Origin of the sequence: Oscillibacter hominis (assembly GCF_014334055.1) — a bacterium.
Lineage (GTDB): Bacteria > Bacillota > Clostridia > Oscillospirales > Oscillospiraceae > Oscillibacter > Oscillibacter hominis.
Map to the genome: position 1 here is coordinate 2355072 of NZ_CP060490.1, position 15789 is coordinate 2370860.

A 15789-nucleotide genomic window follows, 5' to 3' on the forward strand; every position below is an offset into this window, starting at 1 on the left:
TGTCTGCCTCAGCAAGCATTCGCTCCACAGCCGATCGCACCCTGTTTCTCTACAGCAACTGCACTGTTCTTCGGGCGAGATAAAGTGGCAGATTTGTAATCTTGCCGTTTTGCAGGTAGCCGCGCTTGGAGAACCGAATGGCATGCTCCGGCTCTTTTTCTGTGACATACCGTTTGAATGACGGCGCGGATTTATCCTCGCCGCCTTTGACTTCCACGGGAATGATTCCGACGCCGTTTTGCAGGACAAAGTCAATCTCCCCGTTTTTATCAGCATAGTACCTTGGTTCAACGGGGAATTGTCCGCGGAGCTGTTGGAGGACATAGTTTTCGGTCAAGGGGCCTTTGAACTGATAGTCCGTTTTCAGAAGAATCGCGCTGTTGTCAATACCGGCCATATGCTTGAGCAGGCCAGTATCAAACAGAAATAGCTTAAAGCAGTCCAGACGGTCAAAAGCGGACAGCGGGTGCTCCGCCTTTGAAACATTGTATACACGGCTGAGCATCCCCGCGGAAACCAGCCATTCAATGGCTTCCTCAAAATCCCTTGCCCGACCGCCTTCCCGCACGGCGCCGTACATGAACTTTTCATTTGGTTTTGACAGCTGTGAAACAATGCTGCGGAATACCATAAGGATTCGGCCGCTGTTGACCTTCCCGTTATGTTTGGAGAAGTCGTTTTCATATATCTCCACCAGCTCATGCTGGATCTGGGAAACCTTTTTCGGGTCTTTGTATTTGCACCAGGATACCACACATTCTGGCATTCCTCCAATAATGAGATAATGGCTGTATGCTTCCAAAAGTCGGTTGTGGAAGATTTCCTCGATGTGCTGTCCTTTTTCAATGCCCGCATAGTAGGCATACAGGGGTTCGTCTGTGGCTTGAAGAAATTCATCAAAGGTCAGCGGGTAAATGTCCAGGAGATTGACCATACCCACTGGAAAAGACTTTGGCTGTGCCAACAGCGTTCCGAGCAGGCTCCCCGCCGCCATGATATGATACTCGTTTGCTTTTTCCCTAAAATATTTCAGCGTATTCAAAGCTTCGGGGCACTCTTGAACTTCATCAAAGATAACGAGTGTCTTCTCCGGAAGAATCTTTTCTCCGGCAATCAGGGAGAGTAATTCAATGATCCTCTGGGGGTTCTTGTTTGTCTCAAAGATCGACTTCAACTCATCTTCTTCATCAAAGTTAAAATAAACAACACTGTCGTAGTAACTGCGGCCAAACTCTTTCATCAACCAGGTTTTCCCGACCTGCCGGGCGCCCCGTAAAATCAAAGGCTTTCGGTCTGCATCCTGTTTCCATGCGCACAGCGATTGTACCGCGTTTCGTTCCATTATCATCACCGTCCTATATGAGAATTGGAGACTGCAATAAGCATAACACATTTTTTGATATATTCAAATCAATTTTTTCACATTTTTCCGACAATTATCTTCTTGAAGGCGCACATTTTTCTAAACCTGTTCTGACAACCATACCCCCTGTGCTTAAACTTCGGAAATATGATGCTCTCCGAAGTTTTTGGGGCAACTAAATCATTTTGGAGGAGGTGGTCACTATGAGGGCGGCCAAATTGAAAGAGCACCCCGGTTTCACGCTGATGAAGCAGACCGACATTCAGAATCTCTATTATATGCAGATGCCTCTGTGGCTGTTCTACGATCCGCGCTACTGCGAGCTGAGTCTGGACGCGAAAGTAACCTATACCTTTCTCCTAAACCGCTTCCAGCTCTCCCGCAAAAACGGCTGGGTGAATGACGATGGTGAGGTCTTCGTGATTTTCCCCCGCAAGGCTTTGGCTAATGAACTTCGCGTGTGCGAGCAACGCGTCACGGCGGCCTTTAAGGCATTGGTGGAGCTAAAGTTGGTCTGGGAAAAACGGTGCGGTCGGGGTGAGGCCAATCAAATCTATTTGGCCGCAGTGGAGCCGGTAGCCGATCCGGGGTACGAGTGTGCGCCATTCTGCGCGCAGGACAGCCCGGATGACTGCGGTTCAAGAACTGCGGATTCTGCGGCTCTTGATGGCAGCGGGTGCAGTATGCCGTATCAAGAAGCACAGAATCTGCGGCTCAAGAATCACGAAATCCGCGTGTCAAGAACCGCGGATTTTGCGTCTGTAGAACCGCAGGATACGCGCCCAAAAAAGATAGAAGAAAGAAAAAAAGAACAAAGTCATTTAGAAGTCAGTCAGTCCGTATGGCCGGAGGCCACAGACAGACCGACAGACGATGAGCAGGAACTCTTGGATATTTTGGAGTCCTGCGAACTCTACTGCTTCGAGCCAGAGATCGCCAGGGTGTTTGAAAACGCGGTAGAGCGGCTTTATTACTCGGAGAGCTTCCGCCTGGGCAACGCAATATTGCCTCAAAGCAGGATCCGGGCCAAGCTGCGCCTGCTGGACGGTGTCATTCTGCAAAGCGCCGAGAGCAAACTCCACGCGAACCTGGAGCGAGATGTCAAAAACTCCACCGCCTATACCATGGTCACAATTTTAAACTGCATCGCGGAGAGCGAGAGCGATCTGATGGTAGATCCCTACCTCAACAGCCTGCGCGCGCCGCCGGGAAGGAGGTGACCGGAATATGCTCTTATCCGTTCAGCAGCGGTACATTCTCATCCTGTTGCGCCAGATAAAATGTTTGCGCCGCAGGCAGCTCTACCGTTTGACCAAAAGCCATTTCCCGCGCTCTGATGGCCGGGAATTGTCTGAAGGCGCTGTGGACGCCATGCTGCGTCAGCTGCGGCACTGTACCGGAGATGTGATTTTGGACGGAGACCTCGTTCACCTCATGGGCGTAAAGCCCAATGAACGCATTCTGGAGGCCATCGACGTCATGCTGGAGCTGACAGGCGGCAACGCACAGGATATATCCATCAAACAGGAGACGCCGGCGCTGCTTCGCTTCGTACTGGAGGGAGAGCGCCCGCGGCTTTTTACCGTGGCAGATTTGGACGGTATGCTGCCCCAGGCGCTCTCATCCGTCCAGCGTCAGCGGTCGGAGCGGATCGTCTGGATCAGCGAGAGCAGCTGCGCGCCGGAACGGCTTGTTTTGCCGCCAAAGCAGTTTTTTGCAGCCCGTCAAAACGATGGCTCACACCGCTTTTACAGCGGTGATGATTCATGAACACAAACACGAAGGAGGAACTCATTATGGCAAGAAAGAAAGCAGCCCCCATCCCCAAAGAATTGGAGCAGGACATGAATTCCCTACAGCAGGAAGAAACCATTAAGCAGAAAGAACCAGCCCCTCTGTCCGCACCTGAATCCACCGAAGACGAGATCCCTGGAGCCATCGCAGCGGATTTCCCTCTTGAGGAGGAGAGTCCTTTTGACGAAGCGGGGGCGGCCACGGAGGCCAGCGCGGAACAACAAGCTCCTGCGGTACCGCCGCAGGCTGAGAAACCGCAGGAGGAAACCTCAGAGCAGACGGAACCGGATAAATCGGCAGGCGCCGACCAGATTGATAAGGCAATGGAAGCACTGCCGGATGATGCGCACACGCTCGAACGTGAAATCATGGATATCGACTTTTCGGCCGGAGTGGAGACTCTGGCGCCAGCGCCGCCGGATGATGAGGAGCCGGTGGAAGAAGATCTCCCGGCAGTAGAAGCGGAGCCGGTTCTGTCGGAAGAAGATGCGGAACCTGTCCTGGCTGAAGAAGGCCCGGCGGAGCCGGCCAAGAGTGACCGTCAAATGTTCTTTGAATTGGACTTCCGGGAACTGGATCGACGCCTGACCCCGGAGGAACGCCAGGAATGGAACTCCATCTACGCATCCTACCGCGGCCGCAGCGCCCTGAACGGTACCATCATCGGTGTAGACCGGCTCTCTCTCATGGTTTACAATGCCGAAACCGACGAGATGGAACGTGAGGATATGTACTGCGCCATTGTGGTACCTTATCGCGTGCGCATTGTCATTCCCGCCACGGAGATGTGGGATGATGGCCAGGCCCGCCCGGATTTCGTTCTGCAGAACATGGTTGGATCGCATATCAGCTTCATTGTCATCAAGGTGGACCGCGAGGGCGGCTTTGCCATTGCCTCCCGCAAACGGGCTTCCCGGGTGCGCCGGCTCTACTTCTCCCGGCGACCCGCGCTGCAGGGCGTCGGCGCGCGCATTCAGTGCAATGTGCTCTCCGTCGGCCCCCGGCGCTGCCTTGTGGAATGCTATGGCCATGACATTGGACTGACGCAGCGGGAAATGCGCTATACGGCAATCTCCGACCTGCGGACAGAGTACCACCCCGGCCAGACGCTGGACTGTGTGGTAAAGGCATATGACAAGGAAAATGATAAGCTGGAGATCTCTATCAAGGAGATTGAGTCCAACCCCTTCGACGGACGGAGCAGCGCCATCCGGTCGGCGCCCGGCGCCTGGCGGTCATTGCCGGCAAGTATGGCGGCGGCGTATTTTGCAACTTGCCCGATGGTACGGTCTGTATGTGTAACTATTCCTATCAGCATGAGGACTCCGATTTCATGGCGGGGGATCAGGTCATGCTGGTGGTACAGCGGTTTGAGCCGTCCAAGCGGCAAATGTACGGAAAGATCCTCTCCAAGTGGTAATCGTCTACAACGCGAAGAATCCCACATCCTTTCGGGTGTGGGATTCTTTTTAGCATAATGGTTTTGATTCCCTCATAATTTCCTCCCGCGAACGCATCTGTCGTCAGGACATATTTGGGATAGTTGTCGTGAAGACCAAGCATTCGCTCATACTCCCGCTTTTCAGCCTTTTCGGATTTGATTTCCTGCGTGACCTGAACATAGAGCTTTTCATTCTGCCTGGACGCCACAAAATCGATCTCACCGTCTGCCGTCTTTCCGATCTGCGTGGTATATCCTCTGCGGCACAGCTCGAGATATACTACATTTTCAAGTCTTGATGCTACGCTGTCGGAATTGTAGCCGAGAACACTGTAGCGAAGCGCCGTATCCGCAAGATAAAACTTTTCCTGTGTTTTGAGGATTTCCTTTCCCTGCAAGTCGTTTCGGGAACACCGATGAAGCAGATACGCTTTTTCCAGATTCTCAAGATAATTGTAAACCGTCTCGTTGTCAATCGCACGTTTCTCTGCTTTCATATAATCAGAGATGGATTTTGCCGAGAAAGTATTGCCTACATTATTAAAGGTGTATTTCACTACACGCTCCAGCTGATCTATCTTTCTTACTTGATTGCGCTTTACAATACCTGAAAAGAGAGTTGAATTGTAGATATCTCGGACAATCGTGTAGATTTCTTCTTGAGAAAATTGTTGAAGATGCGTCGCGGGAAATCCGCCAAGTCGTACATAGTCGGCAAGCTCTGCCTTGGGAGCTACGTCCTTTTGCTTTGCTTATCAAGAGAAACCGCTTGCATTGCACTTTAGACGCATACTACGGGTTCCTTATTGCATTATGTGACAAAAAATGATAGTATAAATTTATCTATACATGGACAAGGTTAGCAAAATTGACTTAAGCCTGGTAAGGGGATGGAGAAGAAGTATGAAAATTTCGACAAAGGCCAGGCGAATGAAATTGCGTTCGATGTGTATTTTAGCCGGGATCATTTTCCTGATTCTGGCGTCTGTCGCTGTTTTTTTGTATTCTTACCAGCAGCTAAGCCGAAATATTCAACAGGAGCGAAGAGCCTATGTCAGTGAAATCAGCGGGCAGCTTGATTCAAACATCTCCACGACACGCTCCGTCAATATGCGGCTCTCGACCTTACTCGCAGACGTCCTTTCCGCTTCTCAACCCGATACGTTTGAAGCCTGCTGTATGCTTTTGCAAAGCTATTCCCAAGACAGCAGCGGAGAAATATTTTTTGCAACGTCCGATGGTCTTGTTTTGACCTTTGATGGGACAGCGGTTACAATCGAAAATCGGGATTATGTCAGCCGGATTCTGCGGCAGGACAATTACCCCGCTTTTGAGCGGATCGGCGTGGAGAATGAATACTGGCTTTTTTCCTCGCTGCTGGAGCGGCCCTGTATGATGGACGGTCAAGAGATTCAGGCGGTGATCCTGGCCTGGGATAAAGAATCCTATTCTAAAAATATGACCATCTCAATATTTGACGGGCTGGGTTATTCTTTCCTGATCAAACCGGATGGTGTGATCACGGTGTCTCCGGAAGCTGTGGATCAAGGTGAGATCGGTTTTAATATTTTGACATCCCTGCAGGAGCAAGGGATCGAAGCCTCCATTTACGATCAGCTTCAGTCAGACCTGGAAAACGGCACAGACAACGCCCTTGTCTGTGAGCTGTCCGGTATCCAGTGGCTGCTGCAATATCATCGTCTGGAGGAGGGCAGCTTTACATTTATCATGCTCCCGTTGGCGCTGACGGCAGCCGGGACCTATCAAGGCTTGACCGCCACCCTGCTTTCAGCTTTGGGCGTGTTCTTTTCCTTGTTCCTGCTGGTGTTTTATGTGATTCTCATGAGCACAAGAAAAGAAAAACAGCGCCAGAAAGAACTGTACGAGTTCCGCCTCGCCCAAAAAGCGATGGAGGCGAAAAACGATTTCCTCGCCAAAATGTCTCATGACATCAGGACCCCGCTGAACGGCATTATCGGCATGAATTACCTCACGGTTCCCAAGATCGGCACAGACGACAAGGGCGCTCTGGAGAATCTGAAAAAAATGGAGAACACCTCCAAGTACCTGCTCAACCTCATCAACGATATTTTGGATATGAGCAAAATCGAAAGCGGGAAAATGGAGATTGCAAGCAAAGCCTTCTCCATGGAGGACTTGCTCCAAAATATTAAGAATATGCTTGAGATCACCGCCGCGGAGAAAAATCTGGAGTTCAAGACAGTTTTCCATATCAGCAGCAAATATGGGTATCTGGGCGACGCGCTCCGGATCAACCAGGTTTTGATGAACCTGCTTTCCAACGCTTTCAAGTTTACGCGGCAAGGGGGCGTCAGCCTGGAGGTATCCACTGAGAGGGCAGACGACCGATATGACCGGATCACAGTTGTGATCGCAGATACAGGCGTGGGCATGTCGCCGGAATATCTGAAGAATATCTTTACGCCGTTCCTGCAGGAAAGCAACGAGACCGCGGAAACCTATGGCGGCAGCGGCCTGGGCCTTTCCATTGTAAAAAGCCTCCTGGATCTGATGGGGGGAACCATCTCAGTACATAGCGAAAAAGGAGTCGGAACAAAATTTGTGGTCTGTCTGCCTTTGGAGCGTACAGACATCCAGACACGGGAAATTGATGAGGATACGCCAGGCAAGGTGGACACCCTGGCGGGAAAACGGGTTTTGGTTGCCGAGGACAACGAACTCAACGCGGAGATCACCATCGAAGTCCTGCGGATGAAGGGGCTGGAGGTGGACTGGGCCAAGACGGGCAAGGAAGCGGTGGAGCGTTTCCTGTCGGCCGAACCGGGCTGGTATTCGCTCATTCTCATGGATATCCACATGCCGGAAATGGACGGCCTGACCGCCGCGAAAACCATTCGGGCATCCGGCCACCCGGACGCGGCCACCATCCCGATCTGCGCGCTTTCCGCCAACGCTTTTGAAGACGACGCAGCAGCATCCCGGGAAGCCGGGATGAACGACCACTTAAAAAAGCCGCTGGAGCTGGATCAGCTGTACGCGGCCCTTGTAAAGTATATAAAATAAACGGGGGAACTGTTGAATGAAACACAAAAAATCAATTTCGCTGCTGCTGGCAGCCGCGTTGAGTGTGGGTGCATTGAGCGGCTGCGGGGCGCGGGACGCAAAGCAAGATCTGCCCGTGGGCGCGGCGGAAAACGAGATCATCGCTTATCAGCCTGTGGAGGACGGCAAAATGCTGATCACCATCCGCGCCGAGTACAATGGGATGCCGGAAAACTTGGAAGAGGTCATTGAAACCAAGTTTCCCGATGTGGATATAGTGATCCGCCTTCATGCCAGCCCTAACGGCGGCGATGAAATAGGCGCCTGTCTGGAGCATCAGGATTTTGAGGATATGGTTTTCTCCTGGGGGATCTCCACGGCAGACGGCGAGCGCCTGGCGGACAACTTTGCGGATTTGTCCTCAAAAGGCTTTGTCAGCAATTACTATACCTCAGTTCTCAACAGCTGCGCGTATAATGGCCGCTTATATTTCCTCCCCGGCCCAAGCAAGATCCAGGGGCTCGTATATGACCAAACACTGTTTGAGGAGCACGGCTGGCAAGTTCCGGCCAGCCTGGATGAATATCTGGCTCTCTGTAAAACGATCCAGGAGGAAACCGACCTGCTTCCGGCGGACTTTACCTTTAAGTGGGCCAGCGGGCTGTCCGTCGTTTTGAATACATGGGCCTATGGAGAGGTGCTGGCCGGCGACGCCAATTATCAGTGGCTGCAGAAGTACGCGGCGGGTGAGGAAAGCATGATCGGTCATATGGAGCCCATGTTTGAGCTGTTCCAAAAGCTGTTGGACGCCGGCGCCATCACCGAGGGCACCTTTACCCGTGAGCCGGGGAACCGCAGCAAGGCCCTGTACTCCGAGCACACCACCGCCATGACCAGCGAGACCCAGATGGCGCCCATTTACGCCCAGAAGCTGAACTCCGACCACCAGTACGCCATGATGCCTTTCTGGGGCGGCAACGACCCAGACTCGGATTATCTGGGCGTGGAGAGCACCTACAACATTGCGGTGAACAAGGCGCTGGAAGCCGAGGGCAGCGAGGAAAAGTATGATAAGGTCATGGAAATCATGGCGTGGCTCAGCACTCCGGAGGGCCAGCTGGCCATGATCGATGGGATGGGCATGACCATCAGCAGCGTAAAAGACGTCCCCATGGTCAGTACTGACTTTACCCGAAATATAGAGGCGACCATTGCGAAAGGGCACCTGGTGCCCAAGACGTATTACACCCGCGCCTCCGATTCCAAAGCGTTTTACGAAACGTTCCAACAGGGCTTTTGGAATATCGCCAAGGGCACCCAGACGCCGGAAGAAGTGATGCGTGACTGCGACGCCAAGGTGCTGGAGCTGCTCCAAACCACACCGGAAGAGAAGCCGGCGGCGCTGTACACCGCCGCCGCGGAGGACTTTTCCCGTCTGGAAACCGGGCTCTACATCGCGGATGCCCTGCGCCGCGCAACGGATACCGACCTGAGCATCATTCTGGTTGGGAAAGCCGATTGCGGCACGCTCGCGAGGATCTACCAGGGCGATGTGACCGAAATCGATTTGATCAACATCGGCTTGAACACCTTTGATGCCGAGGACCCGGACTACAATAAATTTGCGGTGACCACCATGACTGGGGCGCAGATCATGGAGATTTTGCGGTACTCCTTTGAGGACGATCCCGCGCAGCAGCGCTCCTTTACCTGTTTTGTTACCTCTGGGTTGAAGGTGGAATACGCCCCGTGGGCCGCCTCCGGGGAACATCTGGTCAAGGTGACAAACGATGACGGCAGCGAGTTTGATTTGAATAAAACCTATTCCGTCAGCTACTGCAACGGCTCCTTTACCACGCCGGGCAGCTCCGGCACCGAGATTACAGATCCGATCATCCCCGGCCTGGAACCGGAGAAGATCTACCAGGAGACCTTTGTGGAGCTGTTGGGCCCGGTGATGCGGGCGGACGGTGAGATCAAACCCTTTACCGATGGGCGTCTGGTGCTGAATTGGGATGTTGTCGAAGAATAAAACCGAAAAGCTCCAGGGACAATCCCTGGAGCTTTTTGGTTTTCTCTTGAACCATGTGTGCTGCGGTGATGCTATTTTCCTTTTATCTGATAGTTATATACGAAAAGCGTCATATCTTCTTTTTCGCCTTTGCATCTATTTATTTGTTTTTTCTCACATCGTCTTGTCCTTCGCTTTAATTCCCGCCTGCTTGCTTAGACGCTGTTTCATATATTGTTTCCGCATCCTCTTTTGAAGTTGTCCGCTCCATTATAAACGCAAACGCCAAAAGGATGATTGCAATTAAATTTAATCCAAAACGGCTGAGCGCAAATATGCTTCCCAACTGCGTAATCTCGAATAACATCATCGGGATTTTCGTCGTTGACCATGCGCCCACAAAAATGAAAACATTTCCCAGTGATATACCCTTTTTCAAAAATACCGCGGCAATCGGGAATGAAGCATATAAAGGGCCGGATGAAAAAGAGCCTAAAACAAAAGCAAAAACGCTGCCTTTTATTCCAGCGTCTTTGCCCATGTATTTCATAATAGTTTCTTTCGGCACCCACACATCCATCAGCCCCAAAAGTAAAAAGATCGGGGGGATTACAGATAACATTTCCATAAAACAATCCAGCGAAAGCTTGGCAACTTTTTGCCCGAGTCTTGGTTGGAGCATCAGCAGTAAAACATTTATCAGCACTAAAAGCAAAAAGAACTTATACCGCTTAATAAAATTCTTTATTTGAGCGATCACATAATCACTCCTATCACACACGATGTAATACTTGCAAAGAGTAAGGATAAAACATTCCTTTTTATTGCGGCACGCTTTCCAAAATATCGAATCTCTAACGGTAATGTAGCGATTCCAACCATCATCAGTGTTGAAATAAAAATGGCGATTTGTGCATATCCGGCTCCGGCGGCAAGAAGCGAAGCGGCAAGCGGTAAAGCCACAAAACCCGGAATTAGAGTGATACAGCCCACAACAGCGGCGATGATCATTCCCATAATACCAGAGTCAGTTCCGAGAAGCGTAGAGATTGTCTGCACATCTAATAAAGTCAGGATAAATCCGATTAAAAGCAAAACTGCCAGTACAGACGGAAGAATATTTTCAAAAGACCGCCACGCTTTTTTTAATGCAAGTTTCGTTTTCTCTTTATCCTTGATAAAGGAAATGAAGAACCATAATAACGCGATTCCATATAAAATCTTTGTAAACACCGGTGTCTCACATCCCTAAACATATTGCTCAACTCCGTTTTTGGAGAAAATTTGCGGTATGTTCAATCTTCGCGCCCACCTCGCGCAGCAATTCCATATACCCCTGGGCAAATAGATCTGAATCTTCCGCATCAATCGCTCGAGTCAGCTTCTCAATCGGTGCGGATGGCCCGGCGCCCATTGTACTCTGCTGCTCCGACAGGAACGGATAGGTGAAAAGCAAAAACTCCAGCAATTTGCCGTAGGTCTCAAAGAAAGCCGTAACCGGATGAAGGACCAGGATATATTCCGTTACCAAAACAATGGCTTCCAGCCCGCAAAGGCCCTTGCTGTCTGCCAGGAGGTTTTTCAGATCGCGGGTTCGCGTCTCATCGAGTCTCAGCAGATCCCTGCTGATGATTTCCTCGGCAGTGAGCAAAAGGAGCTCAATGCTCTCCTTTGCCATCAGGACATTTTTTTGTATGGACGGCCGCCGCAGTTTTTCCCAGTTTGGGGCGGAGAACTGTACTTGATTTCCCACGCCGTTTATAGAGTGGATCAAGCCCATATCCCGCAACAGTCCCACCGTGCGCCGGGCGGTGTTTACAGAAACGGCGAACTCCAGAGCCATATTTTCATAGGACGGAAGCATCTCCCCCTCTGCGTATTTTCCTTTTATAAGACCGTAAATGATTCTCGCGGCCAGGGTATGGCAGTGCTGCGGCCTGTCCCGATAGGTCTGCCAGTGAAAGGAGATTTGATCCGGCACTGCCGCGGTTTGGGAAGTGTCGTCAATAAACCCCTGTAAAACCTGTTGAGTTATCGACTGTAACCCCATGAACGCCCGGAATACGCCGCCGCGGTCAAGAGCTTCGCAGCTTGCTATCAGATTCCTGTGGCATTCCTGATATTCTTCACTGGTCTCCTCATCAAAGGATGTAATATAGGGGAACTGAAAAAAGGAAACCATATCTGCAAAAAGAGATCTTATCAGCTGATTTTGGACGGCGTTTAGCATCCTGTTGCAGCAGAACATAGAGATGGACACGATGCCCGCGTTTTTTTGCCTGCATACCCGCAAAATCTCGTGCAGCTCATAGTCAGTGAGTTTTTGAGCCCCCGCGCGGAACACAGGCGTTAAAAGCAGATCGGTCACTTGATAAACGGTGCCGATGGCCTCTTTGCGGGCCAGATAATATTGCCGCGTGACCTGGAGCGTCTCTTCCGGAGTGGTCTCATGCACCACCAGGGTATGGCGGCCGGGAGAAACATCGATCAAATGGTCCTGCTGCAATTTTCTCAAAGCGTTCCGTACAGTTTGAGGCGCTACCTGGAATGTGCCGCCGATCTGTTCTATGGTGGGCAGAAATTCGCCCTTGCGCAGATGTCCGAACAGAATGTGACATTTATAATACTCGTAAATCAAGTTGTACTTTCCACGTTCCAAAATCGTCTCTCCTCTGGTTTTTAGAAAATCGCACCGGGCACCTCGTGTTGGATTAATATTCATTATACACTTTTTTAGCCGGATTGCGAGAAGAAAGTAATATTCTGTTGATTTATGCAATTGAAGTTGGTACAATAAAATCATATATACATACATGGACAAGGACGGCACTGTAATTTTCACGCAGCATGGGCCTGGGCCGGAGAAAATGATAAGGAGTTCACGGATGTTCTCCCGCACTGTGAAAAAGTCATAAAACTGACGTCTGTGACACTTTAAACCTTATTAATTGTATTTTTGCAAATTCTACCATAAGATTATCGGCACAATCTGCGTCCAATATGAACAGAATAGTCAGCTTTTGTAATCAACAAACTTTACGAAAGAAAGGGCGGTTCATCTCCCTTCTTTCTATGCCGGAATCGTGAGAGAAAAGAGGAGATTTTCGTATGCTCGAGCGAAAATGTATATTGGTTGTGGAGGATAACGAAATCAACCGGGCGACCCTTTGCGGGCTGTTAGCCTCTCAATATCAAATCCTGGAAGCAGAAAACGGACAGGTAGCGTTGGATATCCTAAAAGAAAAGAAGGATGATATCTCTCTAGTTCTGCTGGATATCACCATGCCCGTCATGGATGGATACACCTTTCTTTCCATCGTCAAAAAGGATTCGGATCTATCTGCAATTCCTGTCATTGTAACCACCCAAAACGACAGCGACGCCGATGAGGTGGCCGCGCTGACTCACGGCGCCGAGGATTTTGTCACAAAGCCCTACAAAGCTGAAATCCTTTTGAACCGCATTTCCAGCACCATTCGCTTTCGGGAAACCGCAGCCATGATCAATCAGTTTCAGCATGACCACTTGACAGGCCTTTACAGCAAGACGTTCTTCTGCCAGCGCACCAAAGAACTGCTGATGCGGCATCCGGAACGGGACTTTGATATCATCTGTTCCGATGTTGAAAATTTCAAGCTCATCAACGATGTGCTGGGCAACAGGGCTGGGGACGATCTACTGCGGGAAATTGCCGATTGCTGCCGCGCGTATACCGGAACGGACGGCATATGCGGGCGGCTGAATTCAGACCGTTTTGTCTGCTTGGTAGAGCGCGAAAGAACTTACAGCGATGAGGTCTTCCTCGAACTCAGCAAAAAGATTAGTATCCTGTCCAACAACAAAAGCGTCGATATCAAATGGGGTATCTATGCCATTGAGGAACGGGACCTGCCCGTGGAGCAGATGTGCGACCGGGCGATGCTGGCGGTGCAGAGCATCAAAGGGAAATACGGCTGTTATTTTGCGTTCTATAACAACAGCCTCCGGGATAAATTGCTGCGTCAACAGGCCATCATTGACAGTATGGAATCCGCGCTCAGGGACGGACAGTTCCAAGTTTATTTTCAGCCCAAGTACCGAATCCGGGACGATCATCTGGCCGGCGCAGAGGCGTTGGTGCGCTGGACGCACCCCCAGTGGGGAATGCTGTCCCCCGCGGAGTTTATCCTTCTGTTTGAGAAGAATGGCTTTATTACCAAGCTGGATCAGTTCGTTTGGGAAGAGGTATGCAGGAAACTGAAGGCTTGGGAAAAAAGAGGATACGCCCACTTCCCTGTGTCCGTCAATGTGTCCCGGGCGGATATCTACAGCGTGGATATTGCGGACCTTTTGATCGGCATTATGGAAAAATATGAGCTGGCGCCGGAACGGCTCCATCTGGAGATCACGGAAAGCGCGTACACAGAAAATTCGAAACAGCTGATCGAGGTGGTCAGCCAGCTGCGGGAGCTTGGATTTATCATCGAGATGGACGATTTCGGAAGCGGGTATTCCTCCCTCAATATGATCAACCAGATGCCAATCGACGTTTTGAAGCTGGATATGAAGTTTATACAAAGTGAAACGGCGAAGCCGCTTGAGCATGGGATATTGCAGTTTGTAATAGACCTGGCCCGCCGGATGCATCTCAGCGTGGTGGCCGAGGGCGTTGAAACACGGGAGCAGCTGAACCGGTTGATGGAAGTGGACTGCGACTATGTGCAGGGGTATTATTTTGCCCGGCCCATGCCGCCGGAGGACTTTGAGCAGTTTCTGGAGAAGGAAAAGCTGCGCGGCATGCTGGGAACCCCCCCACCTTCCAATGATGAGGGTCAATCCGAATCTCACAAGCAGATACTCTTCATCGCGGATGAGGACGGGCAGTACATAGAGCAGGTGCGGGCAAATTTTTCGGCTCTGTTTCACGTCATCGCCGCAACAAATGTCAATGCGGCGATGAATCTTGTCGCAGAGCAAGGCGACCGGATCGCCCTTGTGCTGCTCAGCTATAGCCTTTCCAAAGACGGCGCCTTTGCGGTGCTGGAGCTGATCCGGCAGAACAGAGATCTGTGGAAGATTCCTGTCATTATTACGGGACCGGCAGACAGGGATCTTGAGAGAAAAGCACTGGAGGCGGGCGCCTTGGATTACGCAGCCAAGCCCCACTGGCCGGAAAGCCTCACAAAGCGGGTTGCCCATGCCATCCGGCTGAACACCTCCCGGATGCGGGAAGAAACATTGCGGGAAGAAGCGTTCCGGGATCCTATGACCGGCGCGCTGAACCGGCGCGGCTGGCAGGCTGCGGCGGGCGCGCTTCACAAAGGGGACGCCCCCATGGCCGTGTGCTTTTTTGACCTGGATAACCTCAAAAAAATAAATGATATTCATGGGCATGGCGAGGGTGACCGGCTGATCGTTGCGTTCAGCAAGGTGATTCAGGAAAATATTCGCGACACGGACATCGTGGCCCGCTTGGGCGGCGACGAGTTCATGGTGGTGATGAAACGAATGCAGTCCCCGGAAATCGCGCTGAAGAAATGCCAGGAGATTTGCAATGTGTTCCGGGAAGCGCCTATCATTGAGAGAATGCCGGCCACCGCCTCCGCCGGAATCGTGATGTGGAACGCGGAGTGTTCCCTGGAGGATATCGTCGAACAGGTGGACACAGCCCTCTACCATGCTAAGACAACCCATGATGGCCAGTGCGTCATATTGTAAAACCGGCGAACCTGCGGGGCCGCAGAAACCGCTAACAGAAAGGGAACGGATTATGGATCATTTTAAGAAAATCTTTGCGGCGTATGGCGTGGATTATGACGCCACGCTGAGGCGTTTCGCCGGGAACATGGCTTTATATCTGCGCGTGCTGGGGATGCTGCCAAAGGATAAAAGCCTGGAAAAACTCGGCGCCGCCATCGACAGCGGGGATCTGGACAGCGCTTTTGAGGCCGCGCACACGCTGAAAGGCGTCGCGGGAAACCTGGGCCTGACCCCATTATTTGAAGCGGTCCACGCCATTGTGGAGCCGCTGCGCGCGAGGGAAGAGCGCGGCGACTATGCGCAGCTCTACACGGCGGTTCAAGCGGAATATCAAAAGGCGGAGGACTTTGCGGAAGCGTTAAAACGCGTTCATACGCTCTAAAAGTACTGCCGCACACATGAAGCATCAACTCACAA

General features: G+C 51.3%; 11 protein-coding genes and 1 pseudogene. 7 read left to right on the forward strand and 5 right to left on the reverse strand.

Annotated elements, in window-relative coordinates; all coding sequences use genetic code 11:
• Positions 1 to 49: 49 nt before the first annotated feature.
• Positions 50 to 1342 (reverse strand): ATP-binding protein, encoded by a 1293-nt coding sequence (locus tag H8790_RS11645; RefSeq protein WP_187332684.1) that lies wholly within the window; start codon positions 1340 to 1342, stop codon positions 50 to 52.
• A 224-nt stretch (positions 1343 to 1566) separates the two neighbouring features.
• Between H8790_RS11645 and H8790_RS11650 the strand changes: the two genes are divergently transcribed.
• From H8790_RS11650 to H8790_RS14000, 3 genes are read left to right on the forward strand one after another with little or no spacing between them, the layout of a single operon-like run.
• Entirely contained in the window at positions 1567 to 2583 is a 1017-nt protein-coding gene (locus H8790_RS11650; RefSeq protein WP_187332685.1) for a replication initiator protein A, read from the forward strand.
• A 7-nt stretch (positions 2584 to 2590) separates the two neighbouring features.
• A complete protein-coding gene (locus H8790_RS11655; protein ID WP_187332686.1) occupies positions 2591 to 3133 on the forward strand; it encodes a DUF5697 family protein in 543 nt (180 codons plus the stop codon).
• Between the two features lie 26 nt (positions 3134 to 3159).
• Positions 3160 to 4635, forward strand: coding sequence for a hypothetical protein (locus tag H8790_RS14000; RefSeq protein WP_256403991.1), 1476 nt, complete (start codon positions 3160 to 3162; stop codon positions 4633 to 4635).
• 145 nt (positions 4636 to 4780) lie between these two features.
• Here H8790_RS14000 and H8790_RS14005 read toward each other — a convergent pair.
• Positions 4781 to 5251: pseudogene (locus H8790_RS14005) on the reverse strand (ATP-binding protein); the annotation flags it as partial.
• Between the two features lie 595 nt (positions 5252 to 5846).
• On the opposite strand from H8790_RS14005, the gene H8790_RS11665 reads away from it, so the two are divergent.
• Both H8790_RS11665 and H8790_RS11670 read left to right on the forward strand, forming a co-directional pair.
• On the forward strand, positions 5847 to 7643 hold the full coding sequence (locus H8790_RS11665) for an ATP-binding protein (RefSeq protein WP_187332687.1): 1797 nt from the start codon (positions 5847 to 5849) through the stop codon (positions 7641 to 7643).
• Between the two features lie 16 nt (positions 7644 to 7659).
• Positions 7660 to 9654, forward strand: a complete 1995-nt coding sequence (locus H8790_RS11670) for an extracellular solute-binding protein (protein ID WP_187332688.1) — start codon at positions 7660 to 7662, stop codon at positions 9652 to 9654.
• Positions 9655 to 9829: 175 nt separating this feature from the next.
• Here the strand turns inward: H8790_RS11670 and H8790_RS11675 are convergent, their stop codons facing one another.
• Genes H8790_RS11675 through H8790_RS11685 form a run of 3 tightly spaced genes read right to left on the reverse strand, consistent with a single transcriptional unit; the run spans position 9830 to position 12292 of the window.
• A complete protein-coding gene (locus H8790_RS11675; protein WP_243208501.1) occupies positions 9830 to 10393 on the reverse strand; it encodes a permease in 564 nt (187 codons plus the stop codon).
• Entirely contained in the window at positions 10390 to 10866 is a 477-nt protein-coding gene (locus H8790_RS11680) for a permease (RefSeq protein WP_187332689.1), read from the reverse strand. The genes H8790_RS11675 and H8790_RS11680 overlap by 4 nt, the downstream gene beginning before the upstream one ends.
• 28 nt (positions 10867 to 10894) lie before the next feature.
• Positions 10895 to 12292, reverse strand: coding sequence for a GntR family transcriptional regulator (locus H8790_RS11685; protein WP_187332690.1), 1398 nt, complete (start codon positions 12290 to 12292; stop codon positions 10895 to 10897).
• A gap of 449 nt (positions 12293 to 12741) precedes the next feature.
• On the opposite strand from H8790_RS11685, the gene H8790_RS11690 reads away from it, so the two are divergent.
• Both H8790_RS11690 and H8790_RS11695 read left to right on the forward strand, forming a co-directional pair.
• Positions 12742 to 15330, forward strand: a complete 2589-nt coding sequence (locus tag H8790_RS11690; protein WP_187332691.1) for an EAL domain-containing protein — start codon at positions 12742 to 12744, stop codon at positions 15328 to 15330.
• 52 nt (positions 15331 to 15382) lie between these two features.
• Positions 15383 to 15754, forward strand: a complete 372-nt coding sequence (locus H8790_RS11695; RefSeq protein WP_187332692.1) for an Hpt domain-containing protein — start codon at positions 15383 to 15385, stop codon at positions 15752 to 15754.
• Positions 15755 to 15789 lie beyond the last annotated feature (35 nt).

Coding starts and splice junctions, on each gene's coding strand:
- H8790_RS14000 (WP_256403991.1), top strand. CDS start 3,160: ATGGCAAGAAAGAAAGCAGCCCCCATCCCCAAAGAATTGGAGCAGGAC.
- H8790_RS11650 (WP_187332685.1), top strand. CDS start 1,567: ATGAGGGCGGCCAAATTGAAAGAGCACCCCGGTTTCACGCTGATGAAG.
- H8790_RS11695 (WP_187332692.1), top strand. CDS start 15,383: ATGGATCATTTTAAGAAAATCTTTGCGGCGTATGGCGTGGATTATGAC.
- H8790_RS11670 (WP_187332688.1), top strand. CDS start 7,660: ATGAAACACAAAAAATCAATTTCGCTGCTGCTGGCAGCCGCGTTGAGT.
- H8790_RS11645 (WP_187332684.1), bottom strand. CDS start 1,342: ATGGAACGAAACGCGGTACAATCGCTGTGCGCATGGAAACAGGATGCA.
- H8790_RS11690 (WP_187332691.1), top strand. CDS start 12,742: ATGCTCGAGCGAAAATGTATATTGGTTGTGGAGGATAACGAAATCAAC.
- H8790_RS11655 (WP_187332686.1), top strand. CDS start 2,591: ATGCTCTTATCCGTTCAGCAGCGGTACATTCTCATCCTGTTGCGCCAG.